General features: G+C 71.6%; 20 protein-coding genes and 1 tRNA gene. 7 read left to right on the forward strand and 14 right to left on the reverse strand.

Annotated elements, in window-relative coordinates:
- Window positions 1-4: 4 nt before the first annotated feature.
- From murA to leuC, 3 genes are read right to left on the reverse strand one after another with little or no spacing between them, the layout of a single operon-like run.
- Window positions 5-1,372 carry a UDP-N-acetylglucosamine 1-carboxyvinyltransferase gene (murA, locus tag DEJ17_RS14180; protein WP_071405672.1) on the reverse strand — a complete coding sequence of 456 codons (1,368 nt, stop codon included), beginning with the start codon at window positions 1,370-1,372 and terminating at the stop codon, window positions 5-7.
- Complete coding sequence (gene leuD, locus DEJ17_RS14185) at window positions 1,372-1,968, reverse strand: 3-isopropylmalate dehydratase small subunit (RefSeq protein WP_110894845.1); 597 nt, start codon at window positions 1,966-1,968, stop codon at window positions 1,372-1,374. Before leuD ends, murA begins: the two co-directional genes overlap by 1 nt.
- Window positions 1,968-3,431 (reverse strand): 3-isopropylmalate dehydratase large subunit, encoded by a 1,464-nt coding sequence (leuC, locus tag DEJ17_RS14190; protein WP_110863956.1) that lies wholly within the window; start codon window positions 3,429-3,431, stop codon window positions 1,968-1,970. The genes leuD and leuC overlap by 1 nt, the downstream gene beginning before the upstream one ends.
- A gap of 180 nt (window positions 3,432-3,611) precedes the next feature.
- On the opposite strand from leuC, the gene DEJ17_RS14195 reads away from it, so the two are divergent.
- A complete protein-coding gene (locus DEJ17_RS14195; RefSeq protein WP_110894846.1) occupies window positions 3,612-4,679 on the forward strand; it encodes an FUSC family protein in 1,068 nt (355 codons plus the stop codon).
- 302 nt (window positions 4,680-4,981) lie between these two features.
- On the opposite strand, the gene DEJ17_RS14200 is transcribed toward DEJ17_RS14195, so the two are convergent.
- From DEJ17_RS14200 to DEJ17_RS14215, 4 genes are all read right to left on the reverse strand, one after another.
- Complete coding sequence (locus DEJ17_RS14200) at window positions 4,982-5,587, reverse strand: histidine phosphatase family protein (RefSeq protein WP_110894847.1); 606 nt, start codon at window positions 5,585-5,587, stop codon at window positions 4,982-4,984.
- Window positions 5,584-5,973 carry a fluoride efflux transporter CrcB gene (gene crcB, locus DEJ17_RS14205; RefSeq protein ID WP_110894848.1) on the reverse strand — a complete coding sequence of 130 codons (390 nt, stop codon included), beginning with the start codon at window positions 5,971-5,973 and terminating at the stop codon, window positions 5,584-5,586. Before crcB ends, DEJ17_RS14200 begins: the two co-directional genes overlap by 4 nt.
- The gene (locus tag DEJ17_RS14210) at window positions 5,970-6,416 is read right to left on the reverse strand and encodes a CrcB family protein (protein ID WP_110894849.1); all 447 of its coding nucleotides are present in this window, start codon (window positions 6,414-6,416) and stop codon (window positions 5,970-5,972) included. The genes crcB and DEJ17_RS14210 overlap by 4 nt, the downstream gene beginning before the upstream one ends.
- A 127-nt stretch (window positions 6,417-6,543) precedes the next feature.
- Window positions 6,544-6,619, reverse strand: a tRNA-Glu gene (locus DEJ17_RS14215).
- A gap of 103 nt (window positions 6,620-6,722) precedes the next feature.
- Here DEJ17_RS14215 and DEJ17_RS14220 point away from each other — a divergent pair.
- The gene (locus DEJ17_RS14220; protein WP_110894850.1) at window positions 6,723-7,622 is read left to right on the forward strand and encodes a DUF72 domain-containing protein; all 900 of its coding nucleotides are present in this window, start codon (window positions 6,723-6,725) and stop codon (window positions 7,620-7,622) included.
- A gap of 107 nt (window positions 7,623-7,729) precedes the next feature.
- On the opposite strand, the gene DEJ17_RS14225 is transcribed toward DEJ17_RS14220, so the two are convergent.
- From DEJ17_RS14225 to DEJ17_RS14250, 6 genes are all read right to left on the reverse strand, one after another.
- Complete coding sequence (locus DEJ17_RS14225) at window positions 7,730-8,365, reverse strand: MBL fold metallo-hydrolase (RefSeq protein WP_110894851.1); 636 nt, start codon at window positions 8,363-8,365, stop codon at window positions 7,730-7,732.
- 10 nt (window positions 8,366-8,375) lie between these two features.
- Window positions 8,376-9,398 (reverse strand): LacI family DNA-binding transcriptional regulator, encoded by a 1,023-nt coding sequence (locus DEJ17_RS14230; RefSeq protein ID WP_110894852.1) that lies wholly within the window; start codon window positions 9,396-9,398, stop codon window positions 8,376-8,378.
- Between the two features lie 13 nt (window positions 9,399-9,411).
- Window positions 9,412-9,825, reverse strand: coding sequence for a hypothetical protein (locus DEJ17_RS14235; RefSeq protein ID WP_110894853.1), 414 nt, complete (start codon window positions 9,823-9,825; stop codon window positions 9,412-9,414).
- 5 nt (window positions 9,826-9,830) lie between these two features.
- Entirely contained in the window at window positions 9,831-10,688 is an 858-nt protein-coding gene (locus DEJ17_RS14240) for a carbohydrate ABC transporter permease (RefSeq protein WP_110894854.1), read from the reverse strand.
- Between the two features lie 50 nt (window positions 10,689-10,738).
- Window positions 10,739-11,764, reverse strand: coding sequence for a carbohydrate ABC transporter permease (locus tag DEJ17_RS14245; protein WP_110894855.1), 1,026 nt, complete (start codon window positions 11,762-11,764; stop codon window positions 10,739-10,741).
- A gap of 116 nt (window positions 11,765-11,880) precedes the next feature.
- Window positions 11,881-13,164: an ABC transporter substrate-binding protein gene (locus DEJ17_RS14250; RefSeq protein WP_110894856.1), complete on the reverse strand. Its 1,284-nt coding sequence runs from the start codon at window positions 13,162-13,164 to the stop codon at window positions 11,881-11,883.
- A 294-nt stretch (window positions 13,165-13,458) separates the two neighbouring features.
- On the opposite strand from DEJ17_RS14250, the gene DEJ17_RS14255 reads away from it, so the two are divergent.
- The gene (locus DEJ17_RS14255) at window positions 13,459-14,778 is read left to right on the forward strand and encodes a glycosyltransferase (protein ID WP_110894857.1); all 1,320 of its coding nucleotides are present in this window, start codon (window positions 13,459-13,461) and stop codon (window positions 14,776-14,778) included.
- Between the two features lie 161 nt (window positions 14,779-14,939).
- Here DEJ17_RS14255 and DEJ17_RS14260 read toward each other — a convergent pair whose 3' ends face one another.
- The gene (locus tag DEJ17_RS14260) at window positions 14,940-16,235 is read right to left on the reverse strand and encodes a glycosyltransferase family 2 protein (RefSeq protein ID WP_181421216.1); all 1,296 of its coding nucleotides are present in this window, start codon (window positions 16,233-16,235) and stop codon (window positions 14,940-14,942) included.
- A 181-nt stretch (window positions 16,236-16,416) separates the two neighbouring features.
- Here DEJ17_RS14260 and DEJ17_RS17855 point away from each other — a divergent pair, with 181 nt between their 5' ends.
- From DEJ17_RS17855 to DEJ17_RS14280, 4 genes are all read left to right on the forward strand, one after another.
- A complete protein-coding gene (locus DEJ17_RS17855; protein WP_110894859.1) occupies window positions 16,417-16,641 on the forward strand; it encodes a hypothetical protein in 225 nt (74 codons plus the stop codon).
- A gap of 107 nt (window positions 16,642-16,748) precedes the next feature.
- Complete coding sequence (locus DEJ17_RS14270; protein WP_110894860.1) at window positions 16,749-17,663, forward strand: beta-1,6-N-acetylglucosaminyltransferase; 915 nt, start codon at window positions 16,749-16,751, stop codon at window positions 17,661-17,663.
- The gene (locus DEJ17_RS14275; protein ID WP_110894861.1) at window positions 17,660-19,240 is read left to right on the forward strand and encodes a lipopolysaccharide biosynthesis protein; all 1,581 of its coding nucleotides are present in this window, start codon (window positions 17,660-17,662) and stop codon (window positions 19,238-19,240) included. The genes DEJ17_RS14270 and DEJ17_RS14275 overlap by 4 nt, the downstream gene beginning before the upstream one ends.
- Window positions 19,237-20,418: a glycosyltransferase family 4 protein gene (locus DEJ17_RS14280; RefSeq protein WP_110894862.1), complete on the forward strand. Its 1,182-nt coding sequence runs from the start codon at window positions 19,237-19,239 to the stop codon at window positions 20,416-20,418. Before DEJ17_RS14275 ends, DEJ17_RS14280 begins: the two co-directional genes overlap by 4 nt.
- Window positions 20,419-20,449 lie beyond the last annotated feature (31 nt).

The raw sequence follows: 20,449 nt of genomic DNA on the forward strand, positions 1-20,449 counted from the left end.
GCGCTCAGCCTGCGAAGTCGAAGTCGGCGCCGAGCTTGCGCAGCTTCGGGATGAAGTGCTCGTAGCCGCGGCTGATGATGCCGACGTTGGTGATGTGCGACTCGCCGTCGGCGGTCAGCGCCGCGATGAGGTGGCTGAACCCGCCACGCAGGTCGGGGACGCGGACGTTGGCGGCGTGCAGCTTCGTCGGACCGGTGATGACGGCGGCCTGCTCGAACGGGCGGCGGGCGACACGGCGGTCGTGGCCGGGCAGCCCCTCCTTGTGCACGACGATGTCGGCACCCATCTCGTTCAGCGCGTCGGTGAAGCCGAAGCGGTTCTCGTAGACGGTCTCGTGCACGATGCTCTGGCCGTCGGCCTGGGTCAGCGCGACGACGAGCGGCTGCTGCCAGTCCGTCATGAAGCCGGGGTGCACGTCGGTCTCGATGACGACGGGCTTCAGGGTGTCCAGCTCGCGGTAGAACCGGATGCCGTCCTCCTGGATGTCGAACCCGCCGCCGACCTTGCGGAAGACGTTGAGGAACGTCATGAGCTCCTGCTGGTTCGCACCCTCGACGAAGATGTCGCCGTTGGTGGCGAGCGCGGCGGAGGCCCAGCTCGCGGCCTCGTTGCGGTCGTTGATCGCGCGGTGCGTGTAGCCGCGGAGCGACTCGACGCCCTCGATGAAGATGACGCGGTTCGGCTCGACCGAGACGATGGCGCCCATCTTCTGCAGGATCGCGATGAGGTCCATGATCTCGGGCTCGATCGCGGCGTTCCGCAGCTCCGTGACGCCCTTGGCGAGGGTCGCTGAGAGCAGGACCTGCTCGGTGGCGCCGACGCTCGGGTACGGCAGCTCGATCGAGGCGCCCTTCAGGCCGTCCGGGGCCGTCAGGTGGATGCCGTTGACCTGCTTGTCGACGACAGCGCCCATGGCACGGAGGGCGTCGAGGTGGAAGTCGATCGGGCGGTCGCCGATGCGGCAGCCGCCGAGGTCGGGGATGAACGCCTCGCCGAGCTTGTGCAGCAGCGGACCGCAGAACAGGATCGGGATGCGGCTCGAACCGGCGTGCGCGTCGATCTCGGCGAAGTGCGCCGACTCGACGCGCGACGGGTCGAGGATGAGTTCGCCTCGTGCAGGATCGGTGATGCGCACGCCGTGCACCTCGAGCAGCCCGCGGACCACCTTGACGTCGGAGATGTCCGGCACGTCACGGAGGATCGACGGGGTGTCACCGAGCAGCGACGCAACCATGGCCTTGGTCGCGAGGTTCTTCGCCCCACGCACCTCGATGCGTCCCACGAGCGGCTTGCCCCCGCGGATGACGATCTCGTCCGACTTGAGGCCCACGCGCGCCCCTGCGGCCGCTGCGTCCTGTACGAGAGAGTTCACTACTTCACCGGCAATGTCTTCGGCCGCCAACTGGAGCGGCGGGATTCGAACTCCGTGATCGAGGTCTCGTCACGGAGGGTGAGCCCGATGTCGTCGAGCCCTTCCATCAACCGCCAACGAGTGTAAGCGTCGATCTCGAACGGGACGTCCACATCCCCCAGCGACACGCGCTGCGTCACGAGGTCGACCGTCGCCTCGATGCCCGGGTTCGCCTCGATGGCGGCCCACAGGCGCTCGACCTCCGGTTCGGTCACGATCGCGGTGACCAGGCCCTGCTTGCCGGCGTTGCCCCGGAAGATGTCCGCGAAGCGGGGTGACACGACGACCGCGAAGCCGAAGTCACGGAGCGCCCAGACGGCGTGCTCGCGCGACGAACCCGTGCCGAAGTCGGGCCCGGCGACCAGGACGCGGGCGCCCTGGTAGCGCTCCTGGTTCAGCACGAAGTCGGGGTCCTGCCGCCAGCCGGAGAACAGGGCGTCCTCGAAGCCGGTCTTGGTGACGCGCTTGAGGTAGACCGCGGGGATGATCTGGTCGGTGTCGACGTTCGACCGCTTGAGCGGGGCCGCGATGCCGGTGACGGTGGTGATCTTGTCCATCAGAAGGTCCCCTCGGTGGTGGCGGTCTCGTGGTTCGTCACCGACGCCAGCGCGTCGTCGGTCTGCAGATCCCACGGGCTGGACAGCGTGCCCCGGATCGCGGTGGCCGCGGCGACCAGCGGCGACACCAGGTGCGTGCGCCCGCCCTTGCCCTGCCGACCCTCGAAGTTGCGGTTCGAGGTGCTCGCGCAGCGCTCCCCCGGTGCCAACTGGTCGGGGTTCATGCCGAGGCACATCGAGCAGCCGGCGAACCGCCACTCGGCACCGAATTCGGTGATGATCTTGTCCAGCCCCTCGGCCTCGGCCTCGAGCCGGACGCGGGCGGAACCCGGGACGACCATCACCCGCACGCCGGGCGCCTTCTGCCGGCCCTGGATGATCGAGGCGAACGCCCGCAGGTCCTCGATGCGCGAGTTCGTGCAGGACCCCATGAACACCGCGTCGACGGCGATGTCCTTCATCGGGGTGCCGGCGGTGATGTCCATGTACTCCAGGGCGCGGCGTGCGGCGGCCTGGTCGTTGGGGTCGCTGTAGGCGGCCGGGTCCGGCACGCTCTCGGACAGCGAGACGCCCTGGCCGGGGTTCGTGCCCCAGGTGACGAAGGGCTCGAGCTCGTCCGCGTCGATGAACACCTCGGCGTCGAACACGGCGTCGTCGTCGGTGGCGAGCGTCTCCCAGTACGCGACGGCGTCGTCCCAGTCCTGACCGGTGGGCGCGTGGTCGCGGCCCTGCACGTAGTCGTAGGTGGTCTGGTCGGGGGCGACCATGCCGGCGCGGGCACCGGCCTCGATCGACATGTTGCAGATCGTCATGCGGCCCTCCATCGAGAGGGCGCGGATCGCGGAGCCGCGGTACTCCAGCACGTAGCCCTGTCCACCGCCGGTGCCGATCTTCGCGATCACGGCCAGGATGATGTCCTTCGCCGTCACCCCCGGGCGGAGCGTGCCCTCGACCGTGATCGCCATCGTCTTGAAGGGCTTGAGCGGCAGGGTCTGGGTGGCGAGGACGTGCTCGACCTCGGACGTGCCGATGCCGAACGCCATCGCGCCGAAGGCCCCGTGGGTGCTGGTGTGCGAGTCGCCGCAGACCACGGTGATGCCGGGCATGGTCAGGCCGAGCTGCGGGCCGACCACGTGGACGATGCCCTGCTCCTTGTCGCCCAGGGAGTGCAGCCGGACGCCGAACTCCTCGCAGTTGCGGCGGAGCGTCTCGATCTGGATCCGGCTCGTCGGGTCCGCGATGGGACGGTCGATGGCGAGCGTCGGGGTGTTGTGGTCCTCGGTGGCGATCGTCAGGTCGAGGCGACGCACCGGTCGCCCGGCCTGCCGCAGGCCGTCGAACGCCTGCGGACTCGTCACCTCGTGCACGAGGTGGAGGTCGATGTAGAGGAGGTCGGGGTTGCCGTCCTCGCCCTTGACCACGACGTGGTCGTCCCACACCTTCTCGGCGAGCGTCTTTCCCATGAGCTCAGCCCTCCTCGTCCTCGTCGTTGCGCCGCGACCGCGGCGCGATCAGGCGACTCTACCATTGGTATACCAACGCGCGGCACCCCGCGCGCCGCTGGCCCGTCACCCCGCGACGACGCAACCTGGAGGCTCGTGGCGGCTCCCCGACACCTGACGCGGTGGGAAGATGGTGACGACATGACGACACCTGCGCACTCGACCCGGACCATCAACCTCGAGGGCGCGGCACGCGCCGCGATCGCCGGTGGCGCACCACTCGCGCTGCTCATCGCCCTCGGCATGCCGGGGTACGCCGCCTTCGCCATGTTCGCCGGGTTCACCGCCATCTTCGGTGCGACGGAGCCCTACCGGCAGCGCGCCGTCACCACCGGCGTCGCGGGTGCACTGCAGGCGCTCTGCATGTTCGCCGGCATCGGGGTCGGGCTCGTCGGGTCGCCGCTCTGGCTGCAGGCCGTGGGACTCGTCGTCGTCCTGGTGGTCGCGGTCTGCACCCTCTCCACGCTCCGGGCGATCCCCGCGCAGCCGATCTTCCCGGTGTTCGCGTTCGTCGTGTCCGCACTCGTGCCGATGCGCCCGGCGGACGTCCCGCTCGTCACGACGATCATCGTCTGCTCGGTGGTCTGGGCCTGGCTGGTCGCGATGTCCGGTTCGGTGCTCCGCCGGGTGTTCCACCCGCACGCCCCGCACCGGTTCCGCCCACTGGCCGACCGCAAGCACCGGTCGCTCGCGGTCCTGCGGACGCCGGCGCTGTGGGAGACCGTCGCGCTCAACGTCGTCGGGTCACTCGTCGCGGGTGCGGTCGCGGAGTCGATCCCCGGGCTCGGGCACCCCTACTGGGCGGTCATCGCGGTGGTGTCGACCCTGCCGGCCATCCGGCAGCGGCACACCGTCGTCCGCGCCGGGCAGCGTGTGGTCGGCACGATCGGCGGCACCGTGATCGCGGTCGGGATCCTGCTGCTCGAGCCGTCGGCGTGGTGGATCGTCGTGCTGGCCGTCGTCGGGCAGTTCTTCGCCGAGATCTTCGTCGCCCGGAACTACGCCGTCTGCCTGCTGTTCCTCACCCCGCTCGCGCTGGCGGTGTCGTGGTTGAGCCTGCCCGAGGCACCGCAGCTCCTGGCCCTCGACCGCATCGCGCAGACCGTGCTCGGTGCCGCGGTCAGCGTGGGGCTGCTGTTCGTCGGGCGTGCGATCGAGCGCCGGCGCGGCCGCGCCCTGGGTGCGACGAGCGCGATCCGGACCGTCTGACGCCTGGTCGTTCCGGGCGTACCTGGTCGAATCGGGCGTACGAGGTCGTTCCTTTCGAGCAGGTACGCCCGATTCCACCTGCCATCGCGCGTGGCAGGGGAAGGAACGTGCGCAGCGGACGGACGGGAGGCCCGTGGCGGCGCTGCCACGGGCCTCCCGTCCGTCCGGTGGTCGCGTCCACGGCGTGTTCCGCGGAAGCGACAGGTTCCTGCGGGAGGTCCGCGGCAATCTGTCGCTTTCGTGGATCGGACGGTCCCGCGTGCCGCGGGTCCGTCGCTTTCGCGAGCGTCAGTCGCGCGTGCTCAGTCGCGCGGCTGGATGTTCCACGCGTCGATCACGGGGCGGCCGTGCTCGTAGCCGAGGATGCTGACCGAGGCGGTGCCGAGCTTCAGCACGGCGCCGTCCTGCGGCGCGAGCCGGATCCATGCGGCACCGAGCGCCCGCAGCACGTGACCGTGGGCGATGAACACCGCGTCGTGGCCCTCGGCGAGCACCGGACGGGCACGGTTCAGGATGCGCTCGACACGGACCCGGACCTCGGCGGCGTTCTCACCGGGGGTGTCGCCGGCGGGGACCCCGTCGGTCCACAGGTCCCACGGACCGTGGCGCAGCACCTTGATCTGCGGGGTGGTGAGGCCCTCGTACGCGCCGTAGTCCCACTCGTACAGGTCCTCGTCGAGTTCGGGTTCGACGCCGATCAGGTCCGCGGTGTCACGGGCACGCTGCAGCGGGCTCGACAGCGCCAGCGCGAACGACCTGTCGCCGAGGTACCGGCCCGCGCGCTTCGCCTGTTCGACACCGTTGTCGGTGAGCGGGATGTCGGTGCGGCCGGTGTGCTGCCCGCTCTTCGACCACTCCGTCTCTCCGTGACGGACGAGGACGAGTTCGCCGGGGCGTTCCGAGGTCATGAGTTCCTTCCGATCCAGAGGCCGAGCGCAGCTGCGCCGACCGAGACGACGAGCATCCCGAGGCCGTTCAGGACGGCGAGCCGGGTCTTGCCGGATCGGAGGAGCTGTACGGTCTCGACGCTCGCCGTCGAGAACGTCGTGTACCCACCCATCATGCCCGTCCCGAGCACAGCGACCGTCGAGGCGGGGATGGTGCCTGCCTGCGCGAGGCCCGTCAGGACCCCGAGCACGAGCGAGCCGGACACGTTGATGAGCAGGGTCCCGACCGGGAACGCGGCGAACCGCGAACCGGCGACCCGCGTCTTGACGACGCCGTCGAGTACGAAGCGCAGGGCAGCGCCCGCTCCCCCGCCGACCGCGACGAGGAGCAGTTCCGCCGGGTTCATCGAGCGTCTTCCCGCCGTTCGGCGCGGGTTCCGGGCCGGGTGGCCGAGGCGACCCACAGGCCGAGGACGACCGCGACGAGTCCGAGGACGACCGTGAACAGGGCGTACCCACTGCCCGCCGTCCAGCGCCCGAGGTCGAGCAGCTGCGCGGTGTCGTCGGCCAGCGTGCTGTACGTCGTGAAGCCACCGAGCACGCCGGTGCCGACGAACAGCCGGACCGCGCGACGACGACCGACGTCCGGGCCGCGGCGTGCGAGCGCGTCGAGCAGGAACCCGAGGCAGAACGCCCCGACGACGTTGATCACGAGGATGGTCCAGCTGATCCCGTCGTGCGCGGGGAACGCCGTGGCGAGCAGTGCGCGGACGGCCGTCCCGATCGCACCCCCGAGGGCGACGAGGACGATGAGGATCCAGCGCAGGTGCGGTGGGCGTTCAGCGTGCATCGTGCTCCCGTCGCGAGGCGATCAGTCCCCGGCCGAGGGGGACGCAATCCCCGGCCGACGGGGACGATCCAGGCTAGCCGAGACGACGAAACCCCCGCCGAGCCGGAGCCGACGGGGGTTTTCGTGCTGGTGACCCCAGCGGGATTCGAACCCGCGTTACCGCCGTGAGAGGGCAGCGTACTAGGCCGCTATACGATGGGGCCGTTCCGACAACTCGACAAGTATTGCACAAGGCTCGCATCCGCACCAAAACGGGGCGTGTCGCCCGGGTGTGCCGCCATGCCGCAGCGGGAATACGGTGGGTCGATGCCCTCCGACCACGACGCGATCGCAGCGCCTCGACACGTCGGCGCCGACCCCTCGGCCACGGTGCGGATCGGACTGTCGGGTTGGCAGTACGACGGCTGGCGTGGGGACTTCTACCCCGAGGGCCTCGCGAAGCGGCGGTGGCTCGAGCACGTGGCGTCGCGGTTCCCGACGGTGGAGCTGAACGGATCCTTCTACTCGCTGCAGCGTCCGGCGCGGTACCGGGCGTGGCGTGCGGCCTCTGGCGGCCAGCCGTTCCGGTTCGCGGTCAAGGGCGGCCGGTACGTCACGCACATGCTGCGGCTGCGGAACGTCGAGACCGCGCTGGCGAACTTCTTCGCCTCGGGCCCGCTGGAACTCGGGGACACGCTGGGGCCGGTGCTCTGGCAGCTGCCCGAGCGCCTGCTCCCGACGCCGGAGGTGCTCGACGCGTTCCTCGGGCTGCTCCCCCGGAGCCACGGTGCGGCAGCCGAACTCGCACGGCACCACGACGACAAGGTCACCGAGGAGCCGGACGGTCTCGTGGAGCCCGAGGAACCGGCGTGGTCGATCCACCACGCGCTCGAGGTCCGCGCAGCCGGCTTCGGCGACGAGCACCTCGACGTGCTGCGCCGACACCGAGTCGCGCTCGTCGACTCGCACGCGGGCGACTTCCCGCGGTTCCGGGCGGACACCGGAGCGCGGCTCGCGTACCTGCGCTTGCACGGCGCGCCCCGGACCTACCACGACGGGTACTCGCCACAGGCACTCGGGGCGTGGGCGACAACCGTGCTCGAGCACGCCGACGCCGGCCGTGACGTCTACGTGTACTTCGACAACGACGCCGAGCGGCACGCCCCGTGGGACGCCCTCGCGCTCGATCGCCTGGTCGCGGAGCGACTGCGCCGGCGTGCTTCGTGAGCAGCGATGGTCGCCTCGGGCGCACCGACCCGACCGTTCCTGCTCACGATGCGGACTGGAGGCCCGTGGCGGGGCCGCCACGGGCCTCCAGGCCGCGCAGCGCAGCCCTAGAGCGTCAGTGACTCCCCCGGGCGCAGCACGACGAGCGACCCGGTGGGCTCGACGGCCTCGCGGAGCCGACCCGTGTGCATGCCGAGGCCGACCTCGGACAGCGTCGCCTCGTGGATCGGGTACGCCCGGGACGGCGCGATCGCGGCGACGTAGTCCATCATCTCTGCGACCTTGAGCCACGGCGCCCCGACGGGTGCCGCGAGGACCTCGACCCGGACGCCCGGGTCCGTGTAGGAGTCGCCCGGGTGGAACAGCCGCCCGTTCACGAGCACGCCGGTGTTGTCGACGATCGGCACGGACGAGTGGATGAGCTGGTGCCGTGTGCCGTGGAAGTCGAGGTCGAAGGGGCCGACCGTCCGGTGGTCCCCGTCCGTGACGACGTCGACGGTGATGTCCGCCTCGGCGAGCGCCGCGCGGACGCCCTCCGGCCCGATGACGACGGCGTCGGGGTTCGCGTCGAGGATGCGTCGGACCTGCTCGGGGGTGACGTGGTCCGGGTGCTCGTGCGTGACGACGACGGCGACCACCCCGGTCGCGTCGACCGGCCGGGTGAAGTTCCCCGGGTCGAGGACCACGCGGGCGTCCCCCTCGGCGATGATCTGGCAGGCGTGTTCGAGTTTCGTGACCTCCATGCGGGCGACCCTACGCGGAGCTCTCCGGGCAGGGCCCCGTGGTCACTCGGACGACCAGGTGCACGGGTGCCGCCGCGATGGGGCCGGCCACGCCGCCGTCCACCTCGGCGAGCACCGCCCGCGCAGCGATCCGCCCCTGTGCCACCGGGTCCTGCGCGACGGTGGTGAGTCCGACGGTCGCCCCGTACTCGTGTCCGTCGATCCCCATCACGGACACGTCGTCCGGTACCCCGAGGCCGGCTCGGCGTGCGGCCAGCAGGACACCGAGGGCCATCTCGTCCGAGGCGCAGAGCACCGCCGTCGGTCGTTCCGACGCCGGCTCGGCGAACAGCACGGCCCCGGCAGCGGTCCCGCCCGCGAACGAGAACCGGCCGTCCAGGGACCACCGTTCCGGCACCGCGGCCCCCGCTGACCGCATCGCGTCGAGGAATCCGTCCCGCCGTAGGTGCGGCACGGCGACGTTCATGCCGGCCTCGTCCTGCCCGCCGATGTAGGCGATGCGCCGGTGGCCGAGGCCGTGCAGGTGCTCGACCGCGATCCGGGTGACCTCGCGGTCGTCGACGCCGACGTTCCGGAGGCCCGGCGCCGGGCCGCCGATGACGACCATGGGGTGCCGGCTGAGTTCGAGTTCGGCGCGTTCGGTGGCGTCGAGCACCAGGGAGAGCAGCACGAGGCCGTCGACCCGGTGCCGCAGCATCGAGCGTCGGAACGCTCGATCGCGGTCGCCGCCCGGACCGCCGAGGTTGTAGAGGACCAGGTCGTACCCGGCCTGGCGGAGCTCCGCGTCGACACCGCCGAGCGCCTTGACGTAGAACCAGCGGTCGATGACGGGAACCACCACCCCGACGGCGCGTTGTCGCCCGGTGGCGAGCCCGGCCGCCGCCGAGCTCGGCACGTAGCCGAGCTCGTCGGCGACCCGCTGCACCTGCTCGATCGTGGTGTCGGCCACGCTCGACATGCCGCGGAGCGCCCGTGACACCGTGGACTTCGACAACCCCGTGACGGTCGCGATCTCCTGGATGCCCATGGGCATGCCGGGAGGCCCGTCAGCCGTCCGACGGCCGCGTCACGTCACCGACGGGGCCGGTCCGCGCTGGCGCGGGCGTCGGTCGGGCCGCCTGCTCCGGCCGGCGTCCACCGGGGGCGAGTTCGTCCCAGCCGACGTGCCGGTGGCCGCGCTCGTTCGTGGACGGGGCGGCAGCGGCCGGCCGCACCGGCGCCACGGGCACTCCCCCGGTGCCGTCCGTCGGGGTGGTGCGACGGAGCACCGCCACCCGCCACCGGTCGAGCGCCACGACACCGAGCACGCACACGAGCAGGGTGAGCGCCCAGCCGAGCGCCGGTCGCCCGGTGAGCTCGCAGAACACCGTGACGCCGAGGAACAGCACGCCGAACATGCCGACGAAGCCGATGGACTCCTCGATGTGGGCGGTGGGACGGGTGGGTCCGCGCTGGGCCATGGTCGTCAGCCCTTCACGCCGCCGGCGGTGAGCCCCGCCACGATGCGCCGCTGGAAGACCAGCACGAGGACGACGAGCGGGATCGTGACGATCGTGCCGGCGGCCATCACGGCCGTGTAGGGCTCCTGGTGCGGCTGCGACCCGGCGAACGAGGCGATCGCCACGGTCACCGGCTGCGTCGCGTCGCTCGAGAGCTGCGACGAGATGAGGTACTCGTTCCAGCTCGAGATGAACGCCAGGATCGCCGTGGTGAACACCGCGGGCGCCGCGAGCGGCAGGATGATCCGCCGGAACGCCTGCACCCGGGTGCACCCGTCGATGCGGGCTGCTTCTTCCAGGTCCCACGGCATCTCGCGGAAGAACGACGCGAGCGTGTACACGGTCAGCGGCAGCACGAACGAGATGCTCGGCAGGATGAGCGCCTGGTACGACCCCATCCACCCGATGTCGGTGAACAGCTGGAACAGCGGCGAGATGAGGGCGACGCCGGGGAACATCGACGCGGCCAGGATCGCACCGGCGATGAGCGACTTGCCGCGGAACTCGAGCCGGGCGAGCGCGTACGCGGCCGTGGTGCCGACGAGCAGGGCGATGATCGTCACGACACCACCGATGAGCAGGCTGTTGGCGAGCGCCCGTCCGAGGTGGTTGCCGAGCGAGGTGGAGAACGCCGTCGCGTAGTTGTCGAGCGTCACGTGCGTCGGCCACGGGGTGGCGTCGAACGTGAAGCCGACGTCGCGGAAGCTCGTGACCACCATCCAGTAGAACGGCAGGAGGCACCAGACGGCGATGACGACGGCCTGCAGGGCGGTGCGGATCCGCGGCCCGGTGTCCCGGCGCACGCGCACCTCGGTGTGGTCCACGGCGCGGTCCCGGCGCAGAGCCCCGGACCGCGGACGGTCTGCTGCGAGCGTCACTTGAGTTCACCCTTCTGCTGGGCGGCCTGCGTCTGCACGACGTTGGCGCCGAGGAACCGCACGAACAGGAACGCGACGACGAAGATCACCAGGAAGGTGAGTGTCGACAGCGCCGACGCGGAGTTGAAGCCCTGCCGGATCTGTTCGACGACCAGGATCGACAGTGTCGTGGTGGCGTTGCCGGAACCACCGCCGCCGCCGGTCAGGATCGCGGGCAGGTCGTACATGCGCAGCGCGTCGAGCACGCGGAACAGGATCGCGACCATGAGCGCGGGCTTGATGAGCGGCAGGGTGATGAGCACGAACCGCTGGAAGGTCGAGGCGCCGTCCATCTTGCCGGCTTCGTAGACCTCCTCCGGGATCAGCTGGAGCCCGGCCAGGATGAGCAGTGCCATGAACGGCGTGGTCTTCCAGGTGTCGGCGATGATGACCGCCCACCGGGACGCCCACTCGCCGCTGGTCCAGAGGATCTGGTGGCCGATCACCTGGTTCAGCACGCCGTTAGCGTCGAAGATGAAGTACCAGAGCTTCGCGGTGACTGCCGTCGGGATCGCCCACGGCACCAGGATCGCGGCCCGGACGAGGGCGCGTCCCTTGAAGTTGCGGTTCATGATGATGGCCATCCACACGCCGATCACCGTCTCGGCGAGCACGGTGACGACGGTGAAGAAGAACGTGTTGCCCATCGACACCCAGAACTGCGAGCCGAGGCTGCCGGGTGGGCAGGTGACCTCGCCGCACCGCTGGCCGACCCAGTGCACGTAGTTCGTGACCCCGGCGAAGCCGCCCTCGACGAACAGGCCGGTCGCCTTGTCGAGTCCCTGGTCGAGCTGGAACGACTGGATGACCGCGCTGACCACGGGGTACCCGATGACGACCGCCAGGAGCGCGATCGTCGGGCCGATGAGGTACACGGCCCAGCGGCCGTGCTCGGCGTTGAGCCCGCCCTTGCGCCGCTGGCGCTTCGGTTCGAGCCCGGTCGGGTTCGGGATGGCTGCGGGGATCTCGGTTGCTGCTGACACGTGTCGGCCTCCTTGCCGGGGGTGTCGGAACACAGGTGGGAACGGACTGGAGGCCCGTGGCGGACCCGCCACGGGCCTCCAGTCCGGAAGTCGCGGCGGAAGCCGCGGTGCGGCCGCTAGCTCCCGCTGCTGGTCGCGGCCGTGAGGGCGTCCTGCATGTCCTTCACGGCTTCGTCGACCGACTTCGATCCCTTGAGCGCCGCGTAGGTGTTGTCCTGGATCGCCTTCGTCACCGCTGGGTAGAACGGCGTGACCGGGCGCGGCTCGGCCGACTCGATCGACTTCAGCAGCGTCGGCAGGTAGGGCAGCTCCTTCGTCAGCTCGGGGTCGGTGTACAGGTCACCGACGACCGGGGCGAGCGAGCCCTGCGTCGCGAAGAACTTCTGCGTCTCGTCCGAGGTCAGGAACTCGAGGAAGTCGTGCGCCGTGGCCTTGTGCTTCGAGTACACGCTGATCGCCGCGTTGTGCCCACCGAGCGTGGAGGCGCCAACGCCGTCGGCACCGGGGATCGGCGCGATGCCGAAGGTGTCCTTGACCTTCGACGAGCCGTCGGTCTTGGCGAGGCTGTAGACGTACGGCCAGTTGCGCAGGAACAGGAGCTTGCCGTCCTCGAACGCGGTGCGTCCCTGCTCCTCCTGGTAGGTGATCGCCTCGGCCGGGATGTTCCCGTCCTCGAACGCGTCCACCAGGTTCTGCAGGCCGGCCTTCGCCTTGTCGGTGTCGACGTCGGGCGCACCGTCGCTGCTGAGCACCGAACCACCGGAGCCGTTGATCGCCTCGGAGGCGTTGACGGTGAGTCCCTCGTACTTCGCGAACTGTCCCGCGTAGCAGCCGATGCCGGCGTCCTTCGCGATCTTGCAGTCGTCCATCATCTCCTTCCACGTGGTGGGAGGCGTCTTGACGAGGTCCTTGCGGTAGTAGAGCAGTGCGCCGTCGGAGGTCTGCGGTGCCGCGTAGAGGGTGTCGTTGTAGGTGGCGGTCTTCACCGTCGACGGCAGGAGCTTCGAGGTGTCGAGCTCCATGTCACCGGTGAGCGGGGTGAGCCACTTCTTCGCGGCGAACTCGGCGGTCCAGACGACGTCCACGTCGACGACGTCGTAGTTCTCGTCCTTCGCCTGGAAGTGCTGCACGAGGTCGTCGTGCTGCTGGTCGGCCTGGTCGGACTGTTCCTTGAAGGTGACCTTCTCGTCCGGGTGGGCCTTGTTCCACTTCGCGATCAGCGGGCGGACGACGTTCGAGTTGTCCTTGCCCTGCACGTAGGTGATCGGTCCGCGGCTGCCCTGGCCGCTCTTGGCGTCGTCGTCCGCCGAACTGCCGCTCGAGCAGCCGGTGAGCACGAGCCCGATGACGGCGACCCCCGCAACGGACGCGAACCGCACCCTGGCGCGTGTTGTCTTCACAGCGTTGTCTCCTCGTTGAGATCACCAGGACGGGTCGGTCGGGTGACGACACCACTGCCCTGGAGCAGGCGACACTGCCTGCTGGAGGAGGAAGCTACGCCCGGTCCAGCAGGAGCGCAACCGGTTGCATCGCTTCCGTGACCTGAGCGTGACCCATGAGGTTCCCGTGGCTTCCTGGGTGAGCGCTCACCCTCGTCCGGGGCACACGCGCCGCACTGCGGAACCCCGCACGAACCCCGCCACTGCGGGTCCGGTCCGTTGTCCGCAGGTCTGGCCCGCCGTAGCGTCCTGCACATGGCCAACCCCTCCACCGCCGCCACCGTGCCCGCACCACGCCGGGTGATCGGCGTCGACCTCGACGCCCCGCTCCCCCGGCTCGTCGCCGACGAGACCGGCGAGTCCGCCATGGTGATCGGCTACCGCGGCGGCCACCCCACCGGCACCCTCGACGTGCTGCTCACCGACGACCCCGCCGACGCGGCCCGCGCCCTCGAGGCGCTGCAGGAGACCGTCCTGGCCGACGTCCCCGCGGTGTCCGACGACGACCTGCCGACCGTCTCGGTCGTCGTGTCCACCATCGTCGACCGCGTCGAGGACCTCGGCAAGCTGCTCGACGTCCTCGAGCACCTCGACTACCCGCGGCACGAGGTCATCCTCGTCGACAACCGCGTCCGCGTCCCCGCCGGCGACGCCCTGCCCGCGATGCTCGTCGGGCGGAACGTCCGCCTCGTCGAGGAACGCCGCCCCGGTCTGTCCGCCGGACGGAACGCCGGTGTCGCCGCCGCGACCGGCGACGTCATCGCCTTCACCGACGACGACGTCCGCGTCGACCCGCAGTGGCTGCGCGCCATCGGGTCCCGGTTCGTCAGCGAGCCCGGCCTGGACGCAGTCACCGGCGTGATCCTGCCGAGCGAGCTCACCACCCCCGCGCAGATCTGGTACGAGGCGTACTACGGCGGGTTCAGCGCCGAGCGCACCTTCTCGCCCGTGACGATCGTCCCGGACGACGTGCAGGGCACCATGCGGCACGCCCGCGTCTCGGCGGTCACCCCGTCCGGTGAGGTCCTCAAGCACTTCGCCGTCTACGGCATCGGCGCGTACGGCGCCGGCGCGAACATGGCCTACCGTCGCACCCTGATCGAGGCCGTCGGCGGCTTCGACCACACCCTCGGCGCCGGCTCCCCCGCCCGTGGTGGCGAGGACTTGGCGATGTTCATCGAGACGCTCTGGCGCGGCGGGAAGATCGGCTTCGAGCCCCGCGCGGTCGTGCACCACCGGCACCGCCAGACCATCGAGGACCTGCACAAGCAGCTGCACGGCAACGGCGTCGGGTTCACCGCGCTGATGTTCGCGCTCGCCGCCAAGGACAAGCGCCACGTGGCCGTCCTGGCCCGCCTGATGCCCCTCGCCGCGAAGGTCAAGTCGAAGCAGATGCTCTCCCGACTCGCCGGACGCCGGGACGCCGCGACCGAGGTCACCAACGACGCCTCGACCACGCGCATCCCGAAGACCCTGGCGTACCACGAGCTGCGCGGCTTCCCCGCCGGCCCGGCCGCCTGGTTCCGCAGCCGACGCCGCTGGCGCGACGTCGAGGCGGGCCGCTTCCGGCCGTAGCCGGGACCCAGGACGGACGGGAGGCCCGTGGCAGTGTCGCCACGGGCCTCCCGTCCGTTCTGCCGCGCACGCGGAACGCGACAGAGCACGCGTCGATCGACGCGTGCTCTGTCGCAAAGCCGGTGCCGGCGTGCCGGAGCCAGCGGACCGGCGCCCGCACCTCAGCGCGCGGTCAGCCGCCCGGCCACGTACCGCCATGGCCCGCCCAGCGCGGCAGTCAGCTCGGCGCGCTTGAGCCCGCGCGTCGCCTCGGTGAACTCGGCGTCGACGGGCCACCCGCCGCTCGCATCGACGGGGCGCTCGTCGGCACCCTGCCCGAGCGCGCCGAGCCGCCGGAGCGCGCCTGCCGCACGCCGCAGCACCGCGAACGCCGTGGAGGGTCGCAGCACGAGCTTCGTCACCCAGGCGCCGAGCCCGGTGCCGTAGCCGATCGCCTGCGAGCGCAACGCGGCACGGTCCTTGCGGTGCTCGTGCCAGACGACGGCCGAGGGTTCCACGGCGAGCGCCCCACCGGCGAGCAGGACGCGGGTGAACAGGTCGGGGTCCTCACCGGCTCGGGCGCGGGTGCCGGGGCCGAGGGCGATGTCGAAGCCACCGAGCTGCCGGACGGCGTCGCGGCGCACCGACATGTTCGCGCCCGTGCCGAACGCGCCGACGGTGAAGGGGAACAGGGGCTCGTCGACGGGCGGGGCGGACGTGCGGTACACCCGACGCTCGAGGTTCCGAGCCCAGGTCACCCGCTCGTCGAAGAAGCGCTGCGTGGGGGTGCGGAGCTCGCCGCTGGGGACGAGTCCGGTGACGCACCAGACGTCGGCATCGCGCTCGTAGGCGGCGGCGATGGCGGCCATCCAGTGGCGGTCGACGACGACGTCGTCGTCGATGAACGCGACGACGCCGCCGCTGGCGCGGGCGAGCCCGGCGTTGCGGGCCCGGGAGACGCCGGCACGTGCCTCGAGGACGTAGTGCACACGCGGGTCGTCGATGGCGGCCACGACGTCGCGGGTGCCGCGGGTGACGGGCGCGTTGTCGACGACGAACAGCTCGAAGTCGTCGTACGCGGAGTCGAGGACGGAGCGCACGGCGCGGGCGAGCGCCACGGGGCGCTCGCGGGTGCCGATGACGACGGAGACGCGTGCGCCGTCAGCGGGGGCGTCGACCGGGAGGCCCGGGGCCGGCAACCGACGCAGGGCCGGTCCCAGCTCAGCCGGGTCCACCGCCCCGCGTTCGTCGACGCCCACGTCGACGAACCCGGCGACGTCGAGGCCGTCGCGCACCATGAGGCGGGCGCGGCGGAAGCCGTCGGCGCCGGCCAGGTGGACGGAGTCGGCGGCGAGCGCCGCGGACCGATCGACGGCGCCGACCCAGGCCGCTCCGCCCCAGGTGGGGGCGTCGGGCGAGGGCATCGCAGGGTCGAGCGTGAGGGCTCGTTCCGCGGTGGTGGTGGTGGTGTCGGTCATGCTCGTCCCGTCGGGCCGGTCTGGTCGGGTGGACGTGGCAATGCTCCGTGCGCGTCGACAGGGGGTCAACCGCGATGCTCGGAGGATGCGGGGAGGCTGCGGTTTGCCGCCACTAGACTCGCGGGAGACGCCGTCGAAACGCCGGTGCGATCCCGGTCCCCGCCGGACACGAGGAGGACGCATGCCGCTGGCCCGCACGATGGACCGGCTCGGGCTGACCAGGCGTCCGCGCCCGGTGCTGCGCTTGGTGGAGCCCGCCGGCGACGACGACCTCGTCATGGTCCGCGTCGACGCGGACGACGCCCTGTGCGGCACCTGCGGGCACCAGCAGGCGGCGCACGAGCACTACCGTCCGGGCACGGACTGCGCGCTCTGCGACTGCCCGAAATTCCGCCGCGCACGCTGACCCCGTCCACCCCGTGAACGGGGGGCACCTGCGGGAAACCGCCGTTCCCCCGCAGGTGGTCCTGGCCGCCCTTGTCGGTGTTGGCGGGCCCGCTTAGCGTCGCGGACATGGCCATCACTCCCACGCCGCTCGCGTGCATCGTCCTCGCTCACGAGGACCCGACGCACGTCCGCCGGCTCGTGACGGCGCTCGACCCGTTCCCGGTGTTCCTGCACTGCGACGCGAGCACCGACGACGAGACGTTCGAGGCGATGACCGCCGGCCTGCCCGAACGGGTGCGGGTGCTGCCACGGATGCGCACCGGGTGGGCAAAGTGGGAGAACGTCGCTGCCGAGGTCGCCGGCTACCGTGCCGCCCTGGCCGAGACCGACGCCGCCCACGTCGCCGTGCTGACCGGCAGCGACTACCCGTTGGCCGATGCCGACGAGATCTCGGCGCTCATGACGGCCAACCCCGGCCGGTCGTTCGTCGAGGCAAGGGCGCTACCGCACCCCGCGTGGGGTCGCGACGGTGGGCGGTCGCGCGTTCGGTTCCGGCACTGGGCGTGGCGGAAGCACATGCTGCGCCTGCCGATCCCCCGCCGGGTGCCGCGTGACGTCGTGTTCGGCGGCGGCTCACAGCTCAAGGTCCTGGCGCGGCACCACGCGCAGGGTGTCGTCGACGTCGTGGACCAGCGCCCCGACCTGGTGTCGTTCTGGGAGCGGGTGTGGATCGGCGACGAGACCTTCGTGCCGTCGGTCCTGCTGACCCCGGCGTTCACCCCGGACTTCGCGGACACCCAAGTGGCGCAGCCGCTCTGGTGGATCGGGTGGGACGGCACGAAGCAGAAGAGCCCGCCGTGGCTCGGCATCGAGGACGCAGGCCGGCTGCTGGAGCGTCGCACGTCGGCCGACCAGTCGACCCCGTACGTGTTCGGCCGGAAGTTCTCGACGTCCAGGAGCACGGACCTGCTCGACGTGATCGACGCCACCTTCGGGCTCCGGGCGTCCGCCGACGACGAGACGGTGGCGGTGGCGCAGTGACCGTCCACCAGACCCGACGCGAGGCCCGGGCCGCCGAGGCTGCAGCACTCGCCGCACTCGACGCGTCGATCGCCGACGCAGCACCACAGGCACTCGAGGCCGCAGAGGCACCAGAAGCCCCCGTGCAGCCGGCGGCCCCCGGTGCGCTGTCCACCGACACCGACTCGGTCGCCGTCGCACGAGGCTCGTCGGTGCTGTTCGGCCGTGGGCTGCTCTACGTGGTGGTCTGGTCGATGCAGCTCGTCGTGAGCTCGCTGATCTCCCCCGTGCTCGCACACCTGATGCCGCCGGCCGAGTTCGGCGTGCTGGCGTCGGCGATCGCGCTGTACCAGGCCCTCGTGGTCGTGGCCGTCTGCGGCATCGACCAGGCGTCGGTGCTGCAGCGTGCCGAGGACGGCGACGACCGGCGTGCCCGCGGGCTGATGTTCGTCGGCATGGTCACGGCGGTCACCGTGACGGTCTTCGCCCTCGTGTCGATCCCGCTCTGGGGCGACGCCGCGGGCTTCGTCGACCAGCACCCGCTGCTGCTGGTGGCCGTGCTCTGGACCGGACCCGCCGCGATCGTCCAGCTGTCCCTCGCACTGCTCGTCGCCCAGGACCGCATCCGCGTGTTCGCCGTGACGAGCCTGCTGTCGTCCGTCGGCGGGTCGATCATCGGCCTCGGGCTGCTCGCCGCCGTGCACGCCGACGCCACCACGTACGCGTGGGGCGGGGTCGTGGCGCAGGGTGCCGCGATGGTCATCGGGATCGTCGCCACGAAGCCGCGGTTCCGCGGCCTGTTCGACCACCGCACCACGCTCCGGGCGTTCAAGCTCGGTGTCCCGATCGCGCTCGGCAGCCTGTCGTACTTCGTCCTGAACGCCGGTGACCGGCTCGTCGTGCAGCGCCTGCTCGGTGCCGACGAGGTCGCTCGCTACCAGATCGCGTACGTCGTCGGATCCGCGGTCATCCTGCTGCTGACCTTCACGAACCAGGCCTGGGCACCGCACTTCGCCGCCCTCCGCGACGCCGTGGCCCGCCGCCGGCTCGCGATGCACGCCCGTGACGAGCTCTACATGCTGCTCGCCCCTGTGCTCGTCGCGGTGACCCTCGTGTCACCGGTGGCGCTGCCGATCCTGGCGCCGGCGTCGTACCGGGTCGAGTCCCTCACCCTCGTCGTCTTCGTGGTCGCCCTGACCGCGTTCCCGGTGGTCGCGAGCGGCGCGACCGGTCGGCTCCTGCTGGTCGAGCGACGCGGGGTGACGGTCGGGGTCATCGGTGCGATCGCCGGCGTCGTGAACATCGCCGCGAACCTCGTGCTGGTTCCGCTGACGGGCATCGTCGGCGCGGGCATCGCCACCGTGGTCGCGTACGCCGTCCTCGCCGCGCTGCAGCAGGCCGCGCTGCCGGACCGCCGCGAGTGGCGCGGACCCCGGCGCCGCGTGCTGCTGGCCATCGCGATCGCGCTGGTCGTCGCGGCAGCCTCGCTCCTGCCCCCGCAGGACCTCGCCTGGAACATCGTGCGCATCGTCGGTGTCGCCGCGTGCCTGCCCTGGTTCTTCCGTCGCCTGAAACTCGCCCGCGGAGGCTCCGCATGATCCGTCCCACCCCCCGCCCGCTGCGTGTCGTCGTCGCCACCAACGGACTCGCCATCACCGGCGGTGTCGAGCGCTGCGTCGTCGAGGACGTCGGCGAACTCGTCGCGGCCGGCCACGACGTCGAGGTGTGGCACCGTGCCGGCCCGGACGGCGCCCCCGACGAGGGCCGCGCGGTGTTCGACCGGCTCGGCGTCCGCCTCCGTCACGCCCGCGACTACCGTTTCGGCATCCGGACCGCTCCGACAGACGTGTTCCGCTTCGTCCGTGAGGGCCTGCGCCTCCGCCGGTCACGCCCGGACGTCCTGTGGCTGAACCGCCCCGAGTTCCTGCCGTGGGGCCGCGTCGTGTCGTTCGTGTCCGGCGTCCCCCTGGCCGTGCACCTGCACCACGCCCCGAACTACCGTCGCCTCGGCCCGTTCGCGGGTGGCCGGACGCGCTTCCTGGCGGTGTCGACGGCGATGGCCCGTGCCTGGACCGCGGTCGGTGCGCCGCCGGAGCGGGTCGACGTGGTCCCGAACGGCGTCGACACCGCGGCGTTCCCCGCGGCCACCGCCACGAGCACGCACCGCGCGCGTGCCGCGCTCGGCCTCGACCAGGACCGTCCCGTGGTGCTCTACTACGGTCGGCTCACGCGGTCGAAGGGCGTCCTGGCCCTCCTGGAGGCATGGGGTCGCGTCCAAACGTCGGCCCGCGTCCTCGTCGGACACGGCACACCGCCCGCCCCGGCCCCGGTGCTCGTCCTCGCCGGTGCGCTGTACCCACAGGATGCCCCCGGCGTGCGCCGGGCGATCGCCGCGCTGCCCGCGGGCTCCGTCGTCGTGGTGACCGAGCGCGACGACGTCGTCCCGCTGCTGCACGCCGCCGACGTCGTCGTGGCGCCGTCGATCGAGCCCGAGGGCTTCGGCCGGGTCGTCGTCGAGGCGATGTCCACCGGCCGGCCCGTCGTAGCCGCGGCGTCCGGGGGCACCGCGGAGATCCTCAGCGACGAATGGGCACGGTTCACCGTCGACCCCACCGAGACCGCGGCGCTGGCCGCCAAGGTCCTCGAGGCGCTGCGCGCGGCCGAGACCGAACCGGGGCTCGCGGACCGCTGCCGTGCGTGGGTGCGGGACCGGTACGGCCGGGACCGGCACGTGTCGGCACTGCTCCGGGCGCTCGAGGCGCACGCGCGGCGCTGACGGCCGACCCGTCCGACGACCGAGCGGTGCC

The organism is Curtobacterium sp. MCSS17_011 (genome assembly GCF_003224275.1).
Taxonomy (GTDB): Bacteria; Actinomycetota; Actinomycetes; order Actinomycetales; family Microbacteriaceae; genus Curtobacterium.

Coding starts and splice junctions, on each gene's coding strand:
- leuD (WP_110894845.1), bottom strand. CDS start 1,968: ATGGACAAGATCACCACCGTCACCGGCATCGCGGCCCCGCTCAAGCGG.
- leuC (WP_110863956.1), bottom strand. CDS start 3,431: ATGGGAAAGACGCTCGCCGAGAAGGTGTGGGACGACCACGTCGTGGTC.
- DEJ17_RS14195 (WP_110894846.1), top strand. CDS start 3,612: ATGACGACACCTGCGCACTCGACCCGGACCATCAACCTCGAGGGCGCG.
- DEJ17_RS14200 (WP_110894847.1), bottom strand. CDS start 5,587: ATGACCTCGGAACGCCCCGGCGAACTCGTCCTCGTCCGTCACGGAGAG.
- crcB (WP_110894848.1), bottom strand. CDS start 5,973: ATGAACCCGGCGGAACTGCTCCTCGTCGCGGTCGGCGGGGGAGCGGGC.
- DEJ17_RS14210 (WP_110894849.1), bottom strand. CDS start 6,416: ATGCACGCTGAACGCCCACCGCACCTGCGCTGGATCCTCATCGTCCTC.
- DEJ17_RS14220 (WP_110894850.1), top strand. CDS start 6,723: ATGCCCTCCGACCACGACGCGATCGCAGCGCCTCGACACGTCGGCGCC.
- DEJ17_RS14225 (WP_110894851.1), bottom strand. CDS start 8,365: ATGGAGGTCACGAAACTCGAACACGCCTGCCAGATCATCGCCGAGGGG.
- DEJ17_RS14230 (WP_110894852.1), bottom strand. CDS start 9,398: ATGCCCATGGGCATCCAGGAGATCGCGACCGTCACGGGGTTGTCGAAG.
- DEJ17_RS14235 (WP_110894853.1), bottom strand. CDS start 9,825: ATGGCCCAGCGCGGACCCACCCGTCCCACCGCCCACATCGAGGAGTCC.
- DEJ17_RS14255 (WP_110894857.1), top strand. CDS start 13,459: ATGGCCAACCCCTCCACCGCCGCCACCGTGCCCGCACCACGCCGGGTG.
- DEJ17_RS14260 (WP_181421216.1), bottom strand. CDS start 16,235: ATGACCGACACCACCACCACCACCGCGGAACGAGCCCTCACGCTCGAC.
- DEJ17_RS17855 (WP_110894859.1), top strand. CDS start 16,417: ATGCCGCTGGCCCGCACGATGGACCGGCTCGGGCTGACCAGGCGTCCG.
- DEJ17_RS14270 (WP_110894860.1), top strand. CDS start 16,749: ATGGCCATCACTCCCACGCCGCTCGCGTGCATCGTCCTCGCTCACGAG.
- DEJ17_RS14280 (WP_110894862.1), top strand. CDS start 19,237: ATGATCCGTCCCACCCCCCGCCCGCTGCGTGTCGTCGTCGCCACCAAC.